Origin of the sequence: Serratia proteamaculans, assembly GCF_004684015.1 — a bacterium.
Classification (GTDB): Bacteria; Pseudomonadota; Gammaproteobacteria; order Enterobacterales; family Enterobacteriaceae; genus Serratia; species Serratia proteamaculans_F.
Genome location: NZ_SRIA01000016.1, coordinates 404,050 through 422,830, shown reverse-complemented (window position 1 = coordinate 422,830; position 18,781 = coordinate 404,050). Strand labels below are relative to the sequence as shown.

Genomic DNA, 18,781 nt, shown 5'->3' with positions numbered 1-18,781 from the left:
CGCAGGCGGCCTGTAATGGTTAGTCCAGATTCAGTCGTGCAGTAAGGGTGGAAATCTCACTGCGCCATTGCTGCTGCAACTGTGTTTTTTGATGTTTTGGCTTGCGTGCCAAATCCTCCTGCAGTTTGCCTTCCAGTTCAAACAGCGCGGCCAACAGCCGTTCCTCGTCATCGTGCGCCAACGGATGATTGACGGCATTTTGGCTTGGCACAGTCATGGTGACAGTGTCACGTTCTTCTGCCAGCCGGGCGTAAACGGGCTCCAGACCCTGCCACTCTTCCAGCCGCTGATAGTCAATCAACCAGAAACGGTTGCAGCTATTTTCGATCAACATTCGGTCATGAGTGACCAATATGACGGCGCCGTCAAACTGGCGCAAAGTCTCCGCCAGCTCCTCCTTGCCTTCCATATCCAGATGGTTGGTGGGTTCGTCGAGCAACAACAGCGAATGGTTGGCCAGCGTCAGGCCGACAAACAGCAGGCGTGAACGCTCGCCACCGCTCAGGGTACTGATGCGTTGTTGATGACGCAGATAAGGGAAACCGGCACCAATCAACGCCATCTTCCGCTGATCTTCGGTCAACGCCGCGAAGTGGGTTAATGCTTCGCTTAGCGTGTCGTCGTCATGCAGTTGTTGCAGGCTTTGATCGTAATACCCGATGCGTACCCGGGGATGGAAAACCGTTTCCCGCAGGGTTGCGTCCTGATACTCACGCCACAGATGATGCAACAGAGAAGATTTCCCACAACCGTTGCGTCCGACGATGGCGATGCGGTCACCGCTTTTGACCCGCAGTGGGTCGAGACGGAACAGCACCGGCGCGTCGATTGCCGGGCGAACTTCCATTGATGGCAAGGCCAGCAGGCGATCGGCATCCAGCGACTCTCCCTTCAGCCTGAGCCGCCATTGGCTGCCCGCGCTCAGCATGGTTTGCTCCTCCTTTAGCCGGTCAACGCGTTTCTCCATTTGCTTGGCCTTGCGGGCCAGATCTTCGTTGTCGTAAACCTTGCCCCAAATGGCCAGCCGATGGGCGCTTTTCGCCACCCGGTCGATCTCTTTTTGCTCCGCCTGACGGCGATGGGCATCCGCGGCATCCTGTTCCTCCAGCGCCTTGCGCGCAGCCGTGCAGGGTAAGCGGAAGAATTGCAGGGTCTTGTCGCGCAAAATCCAGGTGCAGTTAGTGACCTGATCCAGCAGATAGCGATCGTGGGACACCAGCACAAAGCTGCCGGACCAGCTTTGCAAGAACCGCTCCAGCCACAGTAAAGTGGGCAGATCCAGATGGTTGCTGGGTTCATCCAGCAGTAGCAAGTCCGGTTGGCGGATTAACGCGCGTGCCAGCAGCAGGCGCGTGTGCTGGCCGCCGCTCAGAGTTCCGGCGGTCAGCGTCCATGACGGTGGTGCGAAACCCAGACTGGAGAGCAGAACCTCTGCCTGCCAGCTTTCGCTGATGCGCTGATTTTCTGGCAGCCGAGCCAGTACCGCATCGAGCAGGGTACAGCCGTGCAGGGCTTCAGGCAGGTGCTGTTCTACCCGTGCCATCAGACACTGGTGGGAAGGGGTGACGCTGCCGGTACCGGCAGGCAGATCGCCGCTGAGGATTTTAAGCAGGGTGCTTTTGCCACAGCCGTTGTGGCCGATTAAACCGATGCGGTCACCTTTCTTCAGGCTGAAGGAAACCTCAACCAGCAGAGGGCCGAAATTGTTGTCGTAACCGACAGATTGTGCAGATAGTAATGTGGTCATTGCTTACTCAAGAGTTACAGGCATGCAGATACCTATCGTCAAACATCGCTGACGACAACCCGGTAAGCCGGAGGGAAGGAACTTCAGATTTTAATCAGCTTCGCTCAAGCCTGGGTTATCGCAGCACGATACCGGTAATGCTTGAGCAGCAGCGATTACTATAGAAGTGTGAGTAAAAAAACAATTCACACATCGGCATAGTAATCCTCCTTTTATTTCGTTGGTTAATGAGTGAGCTGAGTATAGGGCGCATTGACCGCTTACGCCACTGTAAATCCTTCAGGTTATCAGTGCAGTAAGCGGGAAAATTCGTCAAAGCAGCGACCAAACGGATAATCGTGCTGAATGGGAGTAATACTGATATTTAAGCGCAGATTAAGCAGTTATCATAATCACAGTTTATGATTAGCCAAGCGGGACGGTAAATACCGGCCCGCTTGTTTCGTCTGTCTATCATGCCAATGCTGAGCACTGAATTTATGTTAAAGCCCCGTCAGATTATTCTTTTCCTGTTCCTGCTGTTTGGCTTGCAGTTAGCCCCGCTCAGCAATGCCGCAGCACCGGATGATGCCCCGGTGGCAGAAAGCCCGCCGGATCCTGCGACCGCACTGAAGACTTATCAAAAGCAGTTGGACAGTATCAAGCAGCAGGTATCCAAAGCCGGCAATGACAACCAGCTCAGCAAGCTGAAGCTGGCTACCGACGATCTGGCCGCAGGGCTTGATAAACTGGCGACCGATCTGCAACCGGCACAGGAGAAACTGCAGGGACAACTTGATGTATTAGGCCCGCAGCCGGCCGCCGGTTCGCTGGCTGAGACCGCCGCCGTGGTGCAGCAGCGCAATACTTTGAATACCAGTAAAAAGCAACTCGACGATGCGGTAAAACGCGCGCAGGCCATGAGAGCCGCGGCGAGTGATTTGGGACTGCAAATCAGCGATCTGCGTCGTGTGGCGTTCAAAACCCAGTTGGCATTGAATACCGGTAGCGTGCTGGGCAGCAAGTTTTGGTCGCCGGTGGTGCAACCTGCTGCCAGTGACATGCAGCGATTGGACGAGTTTAATACGGCCATGAAACAGGCCTGGGACACCAGCTGGCAGGAAGAGTGGCGCTACGGCACCCTCACTCTTTTGGTATTGGCGGTGATTATCTGGTCATGGGGCCGTTATTTCTCCGAGCGTTTTCTGGCCTGGGTGAGTATTCGTTTTCTGCCGGACGGGCGTTTACGCCGCAGCTTTATGGCGATAATGACCGTCACCGTTACGGTTATCACCACCAGTATTGCGTTGAATCTGCTGTATCTCACTTTTACCCGCGTGCAGCCATTGCCGGGCATTCTTGAGGATTTTGCCGAAGGTTTTTATCGGTTGGGGATCTTCTGCGCACTGATCGCCGGTCTGGGCCGTGCGACGCTGTCCCTCAACCGCCCGTCATGGCGCCTGGGTTCGTTGGATAACGCGGTTGCCATCGGTTTACGCTATTTCTCGCCGCTGTTGGCGGGGCTAGCCTTGGCATTTGGCACGATAGAACTGATCAACAATGTGGTAAGCGCCAGCCTGGCCACCACCATTTTCGGCAACGGCCTGGTGGCCGGATTAATCGGTATGGTGTTGTTGGCGATGCCGCTGCGTTCCCAGCGCATTCGCCGTCGGCTGGAGCAGCAGGGTGAACATGTAGAGAAACGCTCCACCCTCAGTGGCTTGTTGCACATGAGCACCCTGGTGTGTTCGGTGATAATCCTGTTCTCACTGCTGGTGGGGTATATCGCCTTCGCCCGCTTCCTGACCTATCAGGTGATCTGGATCGCCCTGGTACTGATGGCGTTTTATTTTCTGCTGATGTTCGCCACCGATCTGTGCGGGGCGATATTTTCTTCGCAGACCGCCAGCGGCAAAATGCTTAAAAAATCCTTCAACTTCAAGGATCGTCATCTTGAGCAAATGGCGATTATCTTCACCGCCATTGCCAAGTGTTCTCTGCTGTTATTAATGATTGTCTCGCTGTTTAACGGCTCGTTCGGTACCACCACGCCCAACTCGCTGCTGGATAAGATCATTGCCATCCTGAGCGGTGAAGGGCTGCAACGGCTGAACATTGTGCCGGGCAATCTGATCAACGCGGTTATTTGTCTGGCGATTGGCATTTATATTCTGCGAGTGACCCAGCGTTGGCTCAGTCAGGAACTGCTGCCGAAAACCATTTCAGACATCGGTATCCGCGCATCATTGGTCACGCTGTTCAGCAATGTGGGCTATGTATTGCTGATCCTGATCACCCTGGCGGCACTGGGTATCCAGTGGAACAATCTGGCGTGGATCGTCAGTGCGTTGTCGGTGGGTATCGGTTTTGGTCTGCAGGAGATCGTGAAGAACTTTATTTCCGGTTTGATTCTGCTGACCGAACGGCCGGTCAAAGTGGGCGATATGATCGGTATTGGCGGTGTGGAAGGGGATGTCCGTCGCATTAACGTGCGCGCCACCGAGATCCAACTCAGTGACCGCTCGACCATGATCGTACCCAATTCGCAGTTAATCTCGCAAAATGTGCGTAATGCCACCATGGGCAATGCGCAGGGCGTAGTGACTATCGCGCTGACCTTCCCGACGGATATCGATCCGGAGCAGGTGCGTAATATTTTGCTGAGTGCTTACCAGGAGTATGAAGCCATTCAGGACACCCCGGCACCTTATGTGCGTTTCAGTCAGCTTGGCCCGGATGGCATCATTCTCAGCGTGACCGGCTATGTGGCCAGCCCGCGCATGGTAGGTTCCACCAAGAGCGAATTGCTGTTTAATATTCTCAAACTGCTGCGCGCGCAACGGGTCAATATGTCCAGTCCGCAGGAAGTGGTGTTTATGAAGCAACAGGCGAAAAACCTGACCAACGACGAAGAGCAATCTTCGTAATTTGCGCCTTGCAATGGCTCGCCTCGGGCGAGCCATAAGGCAAACTCAGTGCATCGCCGGTACCACGGATTGTGAGCAATCGCTGTTGGCACTGGCGGAGGTGTTATTGCAGGTTTGTGGATCATTATGTACCGGTGGCGGTGGCACATCCTGGGGGCCACCTCTGCCCATACAGCCTGAAAGCATCAGCATCAACAGTACAGGGATTATTGTTTTCATCTCAGTCGCCTCCATCCTGAATACTCCCTTAAGTATATGCCCAGAAAGGCAGTTGGGCCGCCCAATGATGCGTTATCGGCTGGATGACAATCACAACAGAGGACGAATCGGCTCCAGGTATTGCTGCATTAGCTTTTGCATCTGCACCAGGTGTGGGGCATCTGCTTTTTCACGCATCAGGTAAATGCCGACGGTACAGCGTTGGCCTGGCTGAGTCAGTTGCAATGGCTCGATGCCGTAATGGGAAAAATAGCCCGCCATACAGGCAGGATAGGCCAGCAGTACCGCGTCGGAATCGTTAATCATATCCACTGCCGACATCATCGAATTGGTCGAACAGATCACCCGCTCTGCCAGGTGCAGGCGGTTGCGTGCCAGCTTTTTCGGCTGCATATCCTCCACCATATGATGATAGCGACTTTCATCCGGCGTCAGTTCGACACAGGGATAGTCCAGTAAGGCGTCCGGCCCTGCCGGTTGGCCGAGTAATGGATGCCCGCGTCGCACGAACATGGTGTCGCTGGTGCCGAACAACGGCAGAAAACTGATGCCTGCCTTGGGGTTCAACCCCTGAATCTCATGACCGATAAATAAATCGATATCGCCGCCCAACAGTAAATCCATCAGACGCAGATGGTTACCCAGATCGATATGGATGTTCACCGACGGGTGCAGCTTGCGGTAGGCGTTGAAACTGTCGCGCACAAACATATACCACCAGGCATGACCGGTTCCCATGCGTAAGCTCTGCTCCTGCCGCGCCTTGATAAAGGCCAGTTTGATCAGCGTGTTGTCATAAATTCGCTGCATCATCTGCGCCTGCTCCAGCAACAGGTCACCGTATTCGGTGGTTTTCACTCCGGTTGAGGTGCGTTCCAGCAGCTGCACCCCCAGATTTTCTTCCAGCTTCTTCATGTTGTGGGTCAGCGTTGGCTGGCTCAGACAAAGCTTGTTTGCTGCATGACTCACATTTTTGAACATCGCCACTTCGATAAACTGCCGCAGAATTTTGTCCACGATCATATTTTCCACTGGTGGTATAGAAAGTTTCTATATCGTAGCGATGAAAAACGATTTCCGCCAATGACCCGCCTTCGATAGCTTGCTCCTATGCCGGTATTCCAGCCGCCACCCAGAGGATGCAATGAGAAGATTGATACCGAGTATGGTTGCTGCCGCACTGGCGTTGACAGCGGGTCAGGTACTGGCCGACACGCTGCGCATGCAGTGCGCTCCCAGCAAAGAGGGGCGCCAATATTGCAATGAGATTAAGCAGCGCTTCGAGGCCCAGACTGGCCATAGCCTGGAGTTTATCGATCTTCCTCCCGCTTCTGATGAAAAGCTGTCGCTATTCCAGCAACTGTTTGCGGCCAAAGACGCCAGCGCCATCGATCTGTTCCAGGCCGATACCGTGTGGATCGGCGTATTGAACAAGCACCTGCTGGATTTAACCGACAGCGTGAGCGACATCAAACCGGATTTTTTCCCTGCCGCCTGGCAAAACAACGTGGTGAACGGCCGGGTCAAAGCGGTGCCGGCCTATCTGGATAGCGGCGCGCTCTACTACCGTAAGGATCTGCTGGAAAAATATGGCGAACAGCCGCCGGTGACCTGGGCCGATCTGACCCGCATCGCCACCCGCATTCAGCAGGGGGAACGTGCCACCGGTCATAAAAATTTCTGGGGGCTGGTGTTCCAGGGAAAATCTTATGAGGGACTGACCTGCAACGCACTCGAATGGGTGGCTTCACAGAACGGCGGCAGTTTTATCGACGCTCAGGGCAATATCACCATCAACAACTCACAGGCGGCGCAGGCGCTGGATATGGCTGCCGGCTGGATCGGTAAAATCACCCCCAGGGGCACGCTTGGCTATATGGAGGAGGAGTCGCGGGCGGTATTCCAGAACGGTGATGCCATGTTTATGCGTAACTGGCCATACGCCTATGTGCTGGCACAGGACAACAGCAGCGCGATCCGCGGCAAGGTGGGCGTGATGCCGCTGCCGAAGGGTGCCGATGGCCGTTCGGTCAGTGCGTTGGGCGGCTGGCAGTGGGCGATCAACGGTTATACCAAAAACCCTCAGGCGGCGATTGCGCTGCTAAAAATCGTCAGCGATGCCGAATCGCAAAAAAGGGCGCTGGCGCTGATGGGCCAGGCACCTTCCCGCACGGCGTTGTACGACGATCCACAGGTCTTGGCGCAGGCGCCTTATCTGGCGGACTTCAAGGGCATTTTCGCCCAGGCGATGCCACGCCCGGCAACCCAAACCAAAAGACAGTATGCGCAGGTCTCCCGGGCTATCTACAACGCCACCTTTAACGTACTGCGCGGTGATAGTGACGGTGTCACGGAAGTGGCGGATCTACAGCAACGGCTGGAACGAATTAAAGCCAGAGGATGGCGTTGAAAGCAGGGCAATTATCCATTAACCGCCGGAGTCTGATGCATGAAACGCGATACTCACGCTTTATCCCTGACGGCCACGCCAGCGCCTGCCCAAACGCGGTCGGTCAGGCGCAGCAAGCTTAATCACCAACAGCGTCGTAGCCGCATCGCCTGGCTACTGGTGGCACCGGCGATGCTGTTGCTGGCGGCGGTGGCGGGTTGGCCGCTGCTGCGCACCCTGTTCTACAGCTTCACCGACGCCATGCTGGACGCGCCGGACGACTATCGCTTTGTCGGTTTCGCCAACTATCTGGACCTGACCGCGGGCGGCCATCATTACGGGGTGCTGGCGGATCCGCTGTGGTGGCTGGCGGTGGGCAACACCTTGCGTTTTAGCCTGCTATCCGTCTCGCTGGAGCTGGTGTTTGGCCTGCTGCTGGCATTGCTGATGAATCAGAAATTCCGTGGTCAGGGGCTGGTCCGCACCGCCATTTTGGTGCCCTGGGCCATCCCGACCATTGTCTCCGCCAAAATGTGGGGCTGGATGTTCCATGACCAGTATGGGGTAGTCAACGACCTGCTGCTCAAAAGCGGCATCATCGCCACGCCGTTGGCCTGGGTGGCGGAGCCGGGGTTGTCGATGTGGGCGGTGGTGATTGCCGACGTCTGGAAAACCACGCCGTTTATGGCCTTGATGTTGCTGGCCGCGCTGCAACTGATCCCCGGCGATTTGTATGAGGCCGCGCGGGTGGATGGCGCCAACGCCTGGCAGCGCTTCCGCCGCATCACCTTGCCGTTGATTATGCCGGCGATGATTGTCGCGCTGATTTTCCGGGTGATGGATGCGTTGCGGGTGTTTGATCTGATCTATGTGCTGACCTCCAATAGCGAGGCCACGGTGTCGGTATCCGGTTATGCCCGCGACCGCATGGTCAGCTATCAGGAAATGGGCTCTGGCTCAGCCGCTTCGGTGCTGGTGTTTATGATGGTGGCAGGTATCGCCGCCTGTTTCCTCACGCTGGGGCGCCTGAACGATAAGGAGAAACGCGCATGAAACTGAGCCGCCAACAGCAAAAGTACGGCCACAAGGCGCTGATATTTGCCGCCGCCGCGTTGGCCAGCCTGATTTGCCTGTTTCCTTTCTATTACGCGCTGATCACCTCATTGCGTTCGGGGCCGGACTTGTTCCAGGTCGCCTATCTGCCGGGCAACCTGCACTGGGGTAATTACCTGACGGCGCTGATGGAAAACGGTATCGCCCGCAGCCTGCTCAACTCCATCGCCGTGGCAACGCTAACGGTGGGCATCTGCCTGCTGGTGTCAATTACCGCCGCATTCGCCCTGGCACGCATCCGTTTTCGCGGCCGCAAGTATCTGCTGTTCACCATTCTTTGCGTGTCGATGTTCCCGCAGGTGGCAGTGCTGTCCGGCATGTTCGAACTGGTGCGCTTTATGGGGCTGTATGACTCTCTGGGCGCGCTGGTGCTGTCCTATACCACCTTCTCACTGCCGTTTACCGTCTGGGTGTTGACCACCTTTATGAAGGCGATCCCGGCGGAGCTGGAAGAGGCGGCGATCGTCGACGGTGCCGGTACCTGGACCATCATCAGCCGTATTTTTGCGCCGATTATGGGCCCGTCGTTGGTGACCACCGGGCTGCTGGCATTTATTGGTGCCTGGAATGAATTCATGTTCGCGCTGACCTTTGTCATCTCCAGCGGCAAACGCACCGTGCCGGTAGCGATTGGCATGCTGCAGGGCGCCTCTCAGTTCGAACTTCCCTGGGGCACCATCATGGCGGCCTCGGTCATCGTCACACTGCCGATCATCGCACTGGTGCTGATTTTCCAGCGTCGTATCGTCAGCGGATTAACCAACGGCGCAGTAAAAGGCTGATTTTCGATTAACCCTAAGCAGGAGCAAACCAATGGCTACAAAAATTGTTTTAGTGGGTGCGGGCAGCGCGCAATTCGGCTACGGCACGCTGGGGGATATCTTCCAGAGCCAGACGTTGTACGGCAGCGAAATTGTGCTGCACGACATCAACCCGGCCGCGCTGGCGGTGACCGAGAAAACCGCCCGGGACTTTTTGGCGGCGGAAGATCTGCCGTTTACCCTCAGTGCCACCACCGATCGTAAAACCGCGCTGCGCGGGGCGGAGTTTGTGATTATCTCGATTGAAGTGGGTGACCGTTTTGCGCTGTGGGATCTGGACTGGCAAATCCCGCAGCAATACGGCATTGGGCAGGTCTATGGCGAAAACGGCGGCCCCGGTGGTCTGTTCCACTCGCTGCGTATCATTCCGCCGATCCTCGATATCTGCGCCGACGTCGCGGACATTTGCCCCAATGCCTGGATATTTAACTATTCCAACCCGATGAGCCGCATTTGCACCACGGTGCACCGGCGCTTCCCGCAGCTTAATTTTGTCGGCATGTGCCACGAAATTGCTTCGCTGGAGCGCTATCTGCCGGAGATGCTCGGCACTTCGTTTGACAACCTCAACCTGCGGGCCGCCGGGCTTAACCACTTCAGCGTGCTGCTGGAAGCCAGCTACAAAGACAGCGGTAAAGACGCTTATGCCGATGTGCGAGCCAAGGCACCGGATTATTTTTCCCGCCTGCCGGGCTACAGCGACATTCTGGCTTACACCCGTACCCACGGCAAACTGGTACAGACCGAGGGCAGCACCGAGCGCGATGCGCTGGGCGGTAAAGACAGTGCCTATCCCTGGGCTGACCGCACGCTGTTCAAAGAGATCCTGGAGAAATTCCATCACTTGCCGATCACCGGCGACAGCCACTTTGGTGAGTATATCCGTTGGGCCAGTGAGGTCAGCGATCATCGCGGCATCCTCGATTTCTACACCTTCTACCGTAATTACCTCGGCCATGTGCAGCCGAAAATCGAACTGAAGCTGAAAGAGCGCGTGGTGCCGATCATGGAAGGGATCCTGACCGATTCCGGCTATGAAGAGTCGGCGGTCAATATTCCTAACCTGGGGTTTATCAAACAATTGCCGGAGTTTATTGCGGTTGAAGTGCCGGCCATTATCGATCGCCAAGGCGTGCATGGCATCAAGGTCAATATGCCGGCCGGTATCGGTGGGTTGCTCAGCAATCAGATTGCCATTCATGACCTGACCGCTGACGCGGTCATTGAAGGCTCGCGCGATCTGGTGATCCAGGCGCTGTTGGTGGATTCGGTCAACGACAAGTGCCGGGCGATCCCTGAACTGGTGGACGTGATGATTTCGCGCCAGGGGCCATGGCTCGATTACCTTAAATAAGCCGGATGGCGGGGCGCTTGTCGGCGTCCCGCTCAATGCCAATGGGGTGTGAGAACGGGAGGAATATGGCGCAATTAACGCTGGAAAAACTGCAAAAACGCTACGGCGCAAACGCCGAGGTGATCAAATCGCTGGATCTGCAGATCAATAGCGGGGAGTTTGTGGTGATCGTTGGGCCTTCCGGCTGTGGCAAATCTACCCTGTTGCGGATGATCGCCGGGCTGGAGGAGATCAGTAGCGGCGGCATGTATATCGATGGCAACTATGTTAACGACGATACCCCCGCCGAACGCGGCATCGGCATGGTATTCCAGTCTTACGCACTTTACCCGCACATGAGCGTGTATCAAAACATGGCGTTTGCGCTGGAATTGGCGGGGCATTCGGCGGCGGAAATCGACAACCGGGTGCGTGAGAGTGCGCGTATCTTGCAGCTTGAGCCATTGCTGGAGCGTCGGCCAAAGGATCTTTCCGGTGGTTAGCGACAACGGGTGGCGATTGGCCGCGCCATCGTGCGCGAACCCAAGCTGTTTCTGTTCGATGAACCACTGTCCAACCTTGACGCGTCGCTGCGGGTACAAATGCGTATGGAGGTGGCATCGCTGCATAAGCGGTTGGGATCGACCATTATTTATGTCACCCACGATCAGGTAGAAGCCATGACGCTGGCCGATCGCATTGTAGTGCTCAACCAGGGGCATGTTGAACAGGTTGGCACCCCGCTGGAACTGTACGACCAGCCGGCCAATGAATTTGTCGCGCAGTTTATCGGCTCGCCAAAAATGAACCTGATCCCGGCAATTTTACGGCGTGCCGGTGAACACCAAAGCGTGGTGGAACTGGACAACGGCAAAGCGCTGGTGCTGCCGATCGCCACGCCAGCCGGGGCTGAAGGCCAGAGCGTTAACGTCGGCATTCGGCCGGAACATATTCGCGGCGGTGAACAGGCAGAGTGCGAGTTTCAGGGGGAGGTGATGTTCGTTGAGCACATGGGCAATGAAACCTATCTCTATCTGGACAATGGCAACGCTTGTGAGCCCTGGGTACTGCGCAATCCCGAGCGTTCAACCATTCAGGCCGGTGATACGGTGGGGGTGCGTCTGCCGGTGGAGTGCTGTTATTTGTTTGACTCTCAGGGCCAGGCGTTCCAGCGAATTTTGGCGTCTGAACTGGCGCATTAATCGATAAAAGGAAAAGTAACATGAGCGGTGGGCAAACAGTGCGCTGGTGGAAACAGGCGGTGGTTTATCAAATCTATCCGCGCAGTTTTATGGATTCCAACGGCGATGGCATTGGCGATCTGAACGGCATTACCGGCAAGCTGGACTATTTGCAGTGGCTCGGTATTGACGTAATTTGGATCTGCCCGATGTATCGCTCGCCGAACGACGACAATGGCTACGATATCAGTGATTATCAGGCCATTATGACGGAATTCGGCACCATGGCGGACTTTGATCGTTTGTTGGCCGAAGTGCATGCGCGCGGCATGCGTTTGATACTGGATTTGGTGGTCAACCACACTTCGGATGAGCATCCGTGGTTTATTGAATCCCGGTCATCACAAACTAGTGCCAAACGTGACTGGTATATCTGGCGAGACGGCAAAAACGGCGCGGAACCCAACAACTGGGAAAGCATCTTCAACGGTTCCGCCTGGAAATATGATCCCGGCAGCGAACAATACTTTCTGCACCTGTTCTCTGAACGTCAGCCTGACCTGAATTGGGAGAATCCGCAGGTGCGTGCGGCGCTGTACGACATGATGCGCTGGTGGCTGGACAAGGGCATTGACGGCTTCCGCATCGATGCCATTTGCCATATGAAAAAACAGCCGGGGCTGACCGACATGCCCAACCCGCAGGGACTGCGTTACGTGCCGTCGTTCGAACGGCATCTTAACTACGACGGCTTGCTGGACTATGTCGATGATCTGTGCGAGCAGGTATTCAACCGCTACGACATCATGACGGTGGGCGAAATGAACGGCGCCTCGGCGCAGCAGGGTGAGGATTGGGTGGGAGAACAGCACGGCCGGCTGAATATGATCTTCCAGTTTGAACACGTCAAACTGTGGGAAAACAGCCATCAGCAGTCACCGGACGCTGGGCTCGATGTGATGGGGCTGAAGGATATCTTTACCCGCTGGCAGACACTGCTGGAAGGGAAAGGCTGGAACGCGTTATACGTGGAAAATCACGATATTCCTCGTGTGGTCTCAAAATGGGGTGACGATAAGCAGTATTGGCGTGAAAGCGCCACCGCCATTGCCGCCCTGTATTTCCTGATGCAGGGAACGCCGTTTATTTATCAGGGTCAGGAACTGGGGATGACCAATACCCGCTTCAAGAGTCTGGCCGACTTTAACGATATCGCCGCCAGAAACCGCTTTGCCAAACTGCAGGAGCAGGGCATGGATGAAGCGCAGATCCTGGCGTTTCTCGGTCGTAGTGGCCGCGATAATTCACGTACCCCAATGCAGTGGGACGACGGGCCTCACGCAGGTTTTAGCACGGTGACGCCGTGGTTCGCGTTGAATGCCAACTTTGAGCAGATTAACGTGGCGCGTCAGAGTAACGAAGCGGATTCAGTGCTGAATTTTTACCGGGCCTTGATTCGGCTACGCAAACAGGACCCGATGTGGGTCTATGGCCGCTACCAATTACAGTTGGCGGCGCATCCCCATATTTACGCCTATAGCCGTAGCCTGGATGAGCGGCAAGGATGGGTATTATGCAACCTGAGTGCTGAACCACAACAAATTGATTCTCAACTTTTGCCGTTGGGAAAAAGAACATTGTTGTTGAGTAATTATTCCCACCAGGGTGAACAACAAATGCTTCGCCCTTATGAGGCCCGAATCTATCAGTAGGAGGGGGAATTGCAATGGATTGAGTAGGGAGCTAAATTAATTTCAACGGGAAAGTTATTTTAAATCGTCAACTTTCCCGGTTAATGACTTCCCGGAAGAATTGAAAAAATAGTGTTTGACCTGCATTAAGGCGTATGGGATGACATAAATGACCAAAAACCATACAGACTTTTGTTTGATTCCTCCCTTTATCGCCATTAAACCGTTTACTTGTTTGATATTTAAGTGGTTTTATTTTTTCCCTTCTGAGGTGAGAGCCTTTCACGAGCTGTGCTCCAACCGTAACACAACCTAAACCAAGGTGAAATTTTATGATTTTTTACGATTTCACTTCTAATTTCACATTAACAACCAGTGTATTGGCCTTAATGTTATTTTTTTTCACATGCCAGCGTGCAACTTTAGCGCTACTCTGACCAGGCTGTGTCTAATTAAGGAAGATGCCATGTGGAATATGCAAACTAACATAGGGATATGTTATGAACCCCGTTGTTACCCCATTGAATTTCATTTCCTCGAAGTTCTTTCCAAAAGCACGCCTTTCTCATGACTCTGCGATAATACTAATGGCGCAGGGATTAATTGGTCTTTAATTTTCAGGGCGACAATAATAATGTCGCGTCGTGATTATTATTTAAATATTCTTTTTCCGACCAGATAAATCTCTCTGCCAGTCTATTTATTCACTCAGGAGCACACTAATGAATCCGTGTTTGGACTTTATCGGTATTGGCATAGGTCCGTCCAACCTCAGTATTGCTGCGCTTGGCAGCGAAATCGAAGGTTTTAATTGCAAATTCCTCGAGCGCAAACCGCAGTTCTCCTGGCATCCAGGTATGATCCTGGCGGAATGCAGTATGCAGACCAGCTTTTTGAAGGATTTGGTGACTGCTGTCTCGCCAACTAACCCTTATAGTTTCCTCAACTATCTGGTGAAAAGGAAAAAATTCTACCGTTTCCTGACAACGGAACAACGCACAGTGTCACGTGAAGAGTTTGCCGATTATCTCAGCTGGGCGGCAACGGGGCTGGATTCGCTGATTTTCAACCAGGACGTTCAGCGCGTGGAGTTTGATAGCCAACAGCGACAGTATGTTGTCACCACCCAGAATGAGGTGTTTTACGCTAAACATGTCTGCGTGGGCATTGGCAACAAAGTCAAACTGCCGGACTGTGTGACCGAACAAAATGATCAATGTTTCCACGCCAGCGAAATGATGTTTCGCCAGCCAAACCTTAGCGGAAAACGCGTAGCCATTGTGGGCGGTGGTCAAAGTGGAGCCGATCTGTTCCTCAATATTTTTCAGGGGCAATGGGGCCAGCCGGCACAGCTGAATTGGATCTCCCGACGTAACAACTACAACGCTCTTGATGAAGCGGCATTTGCCAACGAGTATTTTACGCCCGATTATGTCGACGACTTCTATACGTTCAGCAACACGGCCAAACAGCAGATGCTGCGCGAACAAAAAATGACCTCCGATGGCATCACCAGCGAGTCTCTTTTGGCTATTTATCGCGCCATGTATCACCGCTTCGATGTTCTGCAAGAGAAACGCTGGGTACGCCTGTTACCCAGCCGCTCCGTGACGGCTCTTAATAGCCAGGATAATTTTTATCGGTTGGAGACGCAGCACCATCTTGATCAGGGGCGCGAGACCCTGGATGCCGATGTGGTTATCTTTGCTACCGGCTATGAACAGGCTCAACCGACTTTTCTTGCCTCCCTGGCGGACCGGGTGTTAACCGACGCCGATGGGCAATATCGTATTGCCGCTGATTTTACCCTTGAGCGCGAGGCGGGGCATGAGAATGCTCTGTTTGCCGTCAATGCCAGCATGCACCACCACGGTATAGCCGATCCGCAGCTCAGTCTGGTGGCCTGGCGATCGGCCCGCATCCTCAATCGGGTACTGGGCGAGAATAAATTTGATCTGAGTACCGCCCCGGCGATGATCCAATGGCGTAGTGAGCAAAACAAACAATAACTTTAATTCCCTTTGGTTCTTGTCAGGAGCCGTTTTAATACTTTGTTCAAATTATAGGGCAGGTTATATGAAAAAGAATATTAATAAATTTATTATGAATCAATTGGCCACATTTACACCGACTTTTAAAACCAAATTAATATATAAAAAAGCATTCGGGAAAAGATTAAATCTTAACCCGCCAGTGACCTGGAACGAAAAGATAAATTATCTGAAACTTAACGGTTACAGCAACAATGCGCTGGTTACGCAATGTGCCGATAAATACGCAGTCAGAGAGTATTTGAAAGCGAAAGGCTGTGAAGACATTCTCAATGAGCTTTACTTCGTTTGCGATTCAGTCGATGAGATCCCTTGGGGGTCTTTGCCTGATAAGTTTGTGATTAAGGGCAACCATGGTTCAGGTTACAACCTGATTTGCCAGGACAAGAAGTCACTGGACGTTACCAAAGCCGCTAAAACCATTGAAAACTGGATGAAAGAGGACTACTGGAAGGTCTATGCAGAGTTGAACTATAAGCAGATAAATAAAAAAATAATTGGTGAAAAATTTATAGAGTCATCCAGTGGGCATGGCCCTGATGATTATAAAATATACTGTTTCCATGGCGTTCCTTACTGCACCTTACTTTGTGTTGGTAGAGAAACCGGCACGCCGAAATATTACTTTTTTGATAAAGACTTCAAGTTTCTTTGCTACAGCCAGGATTGTTTGGCGCTTAGCCAGCAGGAAATCGATGCCTTTGTGAAACCCGAGGGGTATGATGATCTCTTCGAGTATGCCAGAAAATTATCTGCACCCTTTGAGTTTGTCCGTGTCGATTTCTATATTGCCAACGGCAAACCCATTTTTGGAGAATTGACCTTTACGCCCTCCGCAGGCATTGATACGGACATGCTCGAATCAACCGATATTTTGCTCGGGAAGATGCTAAAGCTGAAATAACAGCAAATAATCCCCGGGTAGCGTGCAGTTGTACCCGGGGCTTTCAATCAAAAATCGACCGTAGCCTGCAGACTCAGGCTACGTGGTTCTCCCTCAATCACCCGCAGGTTGCCCGCGCTGGACGCATAATACTCACGGTTGAACAGGTTTTTGACGTTCAGTTTAATTTGAGTGTGTTTGCCGACAAGCTTGCTGTCCCAGGCGATAAACGCATCTGCCACGGTGTAAGCCGGCATGGTAAAGCTGTTTTCCGGATCGCCGGCACGACGACCGACATAACGCCCCCCACCGCCAAGACGTACATCACCAGGAACTATCGGCAGCGTTATACGATGACTCAGGTACAGGCTGCCCATGTTGGTGGGGGCGTTTACCAGTCGGTTGCCGACGTTGTCCGGGTTGAGGTTGTCTTCCACAATCTCGGTTTTATCGTAGCTGTAATTGGCGGTCAGATCCCAGTTGCGGGCGACTTCGCCGTTCAGCTCCAGTTCAACACCGGTCGATCTTGCCTTGGGAATACTGCGAGTCACCCCGTTGATAAAGATCGACATATTGTTTTCATCTATGCGATACAGCGCCAAAGTGGCATCCAACGCCGGATTTACCTGCCATTTGCCACCCACTTCATAGGTGGCGCCGGTTTCTGGTGTGGCGACGTTGCCGTTGTCATCCACCGCCGTTGACGGGGTGAAGGAGCGACTGTAGTTGGCATATAAAGAAACGGCCGGCGTCAGTTTATACACCACACCCGCCTGCGGCAGGAATTTGTTATCTTTGTCGTTCAGCGTGTTTTGTGGGTTCTGGAAGCCGTTACTGTTGTTCTGATAGTAAGACTGGTAACGAGCGCCCAGTACCGCTATCCACTGGTCAGTCAAATGAATACTGTCTTTGACGTAGGCCGAACGGCTGTACAAGGTAGTGCGCAGGTTACTCAGGGCATCATTGTAAGTGCTGCTGTTGGTTACCGGAGTTTCGCCATACACCGGGTCATACATATTGAAGGTTTGCGATACCTTGCCGCGATAGGAGTAGGCCTTGTAGGTTTCATTTTTCTCATAGTCGACGCCAATCAGCAGGTCATGTTGCATGCCCAGTGCAACCGGTGAACCATTCAGATCCCAGGAGTAATAGTCGGTTTGATGGTTGAAGCCGCGGTTAGCGTCCGCACGGCGTGAAACGATGCCGGTGGTGGTGTTGACTGCAGTGGCGCGCACTTCATTACTGTCGTAGCGGCGTTGCATCCAGGCATAGTTAAAGCGGGTGGTCCAGGTGCTGTCCAGCGCATACTCATAGTGTGTGTTCAGACGTTTGTTTTTGCCCCAGGCGTGGTTGGCGTAATCATCCAGCCTGCGGTTATAGGGGATATCGACCGGTTTGCCATTGATAAAGGCGGTACCCCGATCATAGGGGATATCGTACTTGTACTCGCTGTAGGCGATATTAAAGGCAGCCTTGTCGCCAAACCAACTGAGCGAGGGGGCGATCAGCGTATGTTCGTCGGTGCCGAAATTGCGCCAATAATCCTGGTGTTGGCGTTCGGCAATAAAGCGGAAAGCAAAGCCGTTCCCCAATGGCCCGGTGACATCAACGGAACCACTACCGCCACCAAAGCTGTTGGTGGCGCCGCTGATACGGCTATTCCAGTCGTACTGCGGTTTCTTGCTAATCAGATTGATGATGCCGCCGGGGCTGAGAATGCCATACAGCAGCGAAGCCGAACCTTTGAGAACCTCCACACGATCGGTGGTGGCATCCATGCTCAACCCCTGATTGCTGCGGATGCCATCGATAAATACCGAACCATCCGAGTTGACGCCAAAGCCGCGTTTGACGAAGCCGTCTTCGGTGCCGCCAAGAGTATTGCCCTGAGTCACGCCGCTGACGAATTTCATGGCGTCATTAACGCTTTTGACTTGAAAGTCGTTAATCACCTCAGGGGTCACGACGCTGACGGACTGCGGTACCTCGTTGAGCGGGGTGTTGTTTTTGCTGCCGGTCGAGGCGCTATCGGTGCTGTAACCCTCGGCAGGTAAAGCGTTGGTGGTCACAGTGAGTGAATCATCCTCGGCCAGTGCGGCGGTGATGGGCAGCACCGGCAAGACGCTAACGAGGAGGGGAAGCGAACGAAGAGCCTGACGTTTTTTTGTTTTTTTCAGACGATGATTTTCTACCTGGCACATAGTATTCCATATCAAAGTAATAAATAATAACGATTATCATTTTTATTATAATTCGCATATATGCAATTTGGATAGTGAATGTTTGTCTGGTTTGTGGCGGTTGCTGTCTTAGCCACAGATTGAAACACAACAATATTTTTATATTTTCAATAAACGGATGTCAGGCCCACGAAAAGTAGCAATAATGTCAGCCTGGCTGTTCATAAAGCAGGCATTGCCAGGCCGGGTGAGCAGGCTAATGGCCGC

General features: G+C 53.5%; 12 protein-coding genes and 1 pseudogene. 9 read left to right on the top strand and 4 right to left on the bottom strand.

Annotated elements, in window-relative coordinates; genetic code table 11:
• Positions 1 to 19 precede the first annotated feature (19 nt).
• Entirely contained in the window at positions 20 to 1,747 is a 1,728-nt protein-coding gene (locus tag E5C26_RS12900) for an ABC-F family ATP-binding cassette domain-containing protein (RefSeq protein ID WP_135316662.1), read from the bottom strand.
• A 479-nt stretch (positions 1,748 to 2,226) separates the two neighbouring features.
• On the opposite strand from E5C26_RS12900, the gene E5C26_RS12895 reads away from it, so the two are divergent.
• The gene (locus E5C26_RS12895; RefSeq protein ID WP_206194271.1) at positions 2,227 to 4,653 is read left to right on the top strand and encodes a DUF3772 domain-containing protein; all 2,427 of its coding nucleotides are present in this window, start codon (positions 2,227 to 2,229) and stop codon (positions 4,651 to 4,653) included.
• Between the two features lie 45 nt (positions 4,654 to 4,698).
• On the opposite strand, the gene E5C26_RS24625 is transcribed toward E5C26_RS12895, so the two are convergent.
• Together E5C26_RS24625 and E5C26_RS12890 are read right to left on the bottom strand one after the other, a co-directional pair.
• Entirely contained in the window at positions 4,699 to 4,872 is a 174-nt protein-coding gene (locus tag E5C26_RS24625; RefSeq protein WP_167796647.1) for a hypothetical protein, read from the bottom strand.
• 90 nt (positions 4,873 to 4,962) lie between these two features.
• Positions 4,963 to 5,895 carry a LysR family transcriptional regulator gene (locus tag E5C26_RS12890; protein WP_135316661.1) on the bottom strand — a complete coding sequence of 311 codons (933 nt, stop codon included), beginning with the start codon at positions 5,893 to 5,895 and terminating at the stop codon, positions 4,963 to 4,965.
• Between the two features lie 121 nt (positions 5,896 to 6,016).
• Here E5C26_RS12890 and E5C26_RS12885 point away from each other — a divergent pair, with 121 nt between their 5' ends.
• From E5C26_RS12885 to E5C26_RS12850, 8 genes and pseudogenes are all read left to right on the top strand, one after another.
• A complete protein-coding gene (locus E5C26_RS12885) occupies positions 6,017 to 7,282 on the top strand; it encodes an ABC transporter substrate-binding protein (RefSeq protein WP_135316660.1) in 1,266 nt (421 codons plus the stop codon).
• A gap of 39 nt (positions 7,283 to 7,321) precedes the next feature.
• Positions 7,322 to 8,314, top strand: coding sequence for a carbohydrate ABC transporter permease (locus E5C26_RS12880; protein WP_135316659.1), 993 nt, complete (start codon positions 7,322 to 7,324; stop codon positions 8,312 to 8,314).
• Positions 8,311 to 9,156 carry a carbohydrate ABC transporter permease gene (locus E5C26_RS12875; RefSeq protein WP_135316658.1) on the top strand — a complete coding sequence of 282 codons (846 nt, stop codon included), beginning with the start codon at positions 8,311 to 8,313 and terminating at the stop codon, positions 9,154 to 9,156. The genes E5C26_RS12880 and E5C26_RS12875 overlap by 4 nt, the downstream gene beginning before the upstream one ends.
• A 31-nt stretch (positions 9,157 to 9,187) precedes the next feature.
• Positions 9,188 to 10,549 (top strand): family 4 glycosyl hydrolase, encoded by a 1,362-nt coding sequence (locus E5C26_RS12870; RefSeq protein ID WP_135316657.1) that lies wholly within the window; start codon positions 9,188 to 9,190, stop codon positions 10,547 to 10,549.
• 65 nt (positions 10,550 to 10,614) lie between these two features.
• A pseudogene (locus E5C26_RS12865) lies at positions 10,615 to 11,730 on the top strand (ABC transporter ATP-binding protein).
• A gap of 20 nt (positions 11,731 to 11,750) precedes the next feature.
• Complete coding sequence (locus E5C26_RS12860) at positions 11,751 to 13,421, top strand: glycoside hydrolase family 13 protein (RefSeq protein ID WP_135316656.1); 1,671 nt, start codon at positions 11,751 to 11,753, stop codon at positions 13,419 to 13,421.
• Positions 13,422 to 14,122: 701 nt separating this feature from the next.
• Positions 14,123 to 15,409, top strand: a complete 1,287-nt coding sequence (locus E5C26_RS12855; RefSeq protein ID WP_135316655.1) for a lysine N(6)-hydroxylase/L-ornithine N(5)-oxygenase family protein — start codon at positions 14,123 to 14,125, stop codon at positions 15,407 to 15,409.
• Between the two features lie 67 nt (positions 15,410 to 15,476).
• Positions 15,477 to 16,355 (top strand): ATP-grasp fold amidoligase family protein, encoded by an 879-nt coding sequence (locus E5C26_RS12850; RefSeq protein WP_135316654.1) that lies wholly within the window; start codon positions 15,477 to 15,479, stop codon positions 16,353 to 16,355.
• 47 nt (positions 16,356 to 16,402) lie between these two features.
• Here the strand turns inward: E5C26_RS12850 and E5C26_RS12845 are convergent, their stop codons facing one another.
• Positions 16,403 to 18,535, bottom strand: a complete 2,133-nt coding sequence (locus tag E5C26_RS12845; protein ID WP_135316653.1) for a TonB-dependent siderophore receptor — start codon at positions 18,533 to 18,535, stop codon at positions 16,403 to 16,405.
• Positions 18,536 to 18,781: the final 246 nt, after the last annotated feature.

Coding starts and splice junctions, on each gene's coding strand:
- E5C26_RS12885 (WP_135316660.1), top strand. CDS start 6,017: ATGAGAAGATTGATACCGAGTATGGTTGCTGCCGCACTGGCGTTGACA.
- E5C26_RS12895 (WP_206194271.1), top strand. CDS start 2,227: ATGTTAAAGCCCCGTCAGATTATTCTTTTCCTGTTCCTGCTGTTTGGC.
- E5C26_RS12845 (WP_135316653.1), bottom strand. CDS start 18,535: ATGTGCCAGGTAGAAAATCATCGTCTGAAAAAAACAAAAAAACGTCAG.
- E5C26_RS12900 (WP_135316662.1), bottom strand. CDS start 1,747: ATGACCACATTACTATCTGCACAATCTGTCGGTTACGACAACAATTTC.
- E5C26_RS12870 (WP_135316657.1), top strand. CDS start 9,188: ATGGCTACAAAAATTGTTTTAGTGGGTGCGGGCAGCGCGCAATTCGGC.
- E5C26_RS12890 (WP_135316661.1), bottom strand. CDS start 5,895: ATGATCGTGGACAAAATTCTGCGGCAGTTTATCGAAGTGGCGATGTTC.
- E5C26_RS12880 (WP_135316659.1), top strand. CDS start 7,322: ATGAAACGCGATACTCACGCTTTATCCCTGACGGCCACGCCAGCGCCT.
- E5C26_RS24625 (WP_167796647.1), bottom strand. CDS start 4,872: ATGAAAACAATAATCCCTGTACTGTTGATGCTGATGCTTTCAGGCTGT.
- E5C26_RS12855 (WP_135316655.1), top strand. CDS start 14,123: ATGAATCCGTGTTTGGACTTTATCGGTATTGGCATAGGTCCGTCCAAC.
- E5C26_RS12850 (WP_135316654.1), top strand. CDS start 15,477: ATGAAAAAGAATATTAATAAATTTATTATGAATCAATTGGCCACATTT.
- E5C26_RS12875 (WP_135316658.1), top strand. CDS start 8,311: ATGAAACTGAGCCGCCAACAGCAAAAGTACGGCCACAAGGCGCTGATA.
- E5C26_RS12860 (WP_135316656.1), top strand. CDS start 11,751: ATGAGCGGTGGGCAAACAGTGCGCTGGTGGAAACAGGCGGTGGTTTAT.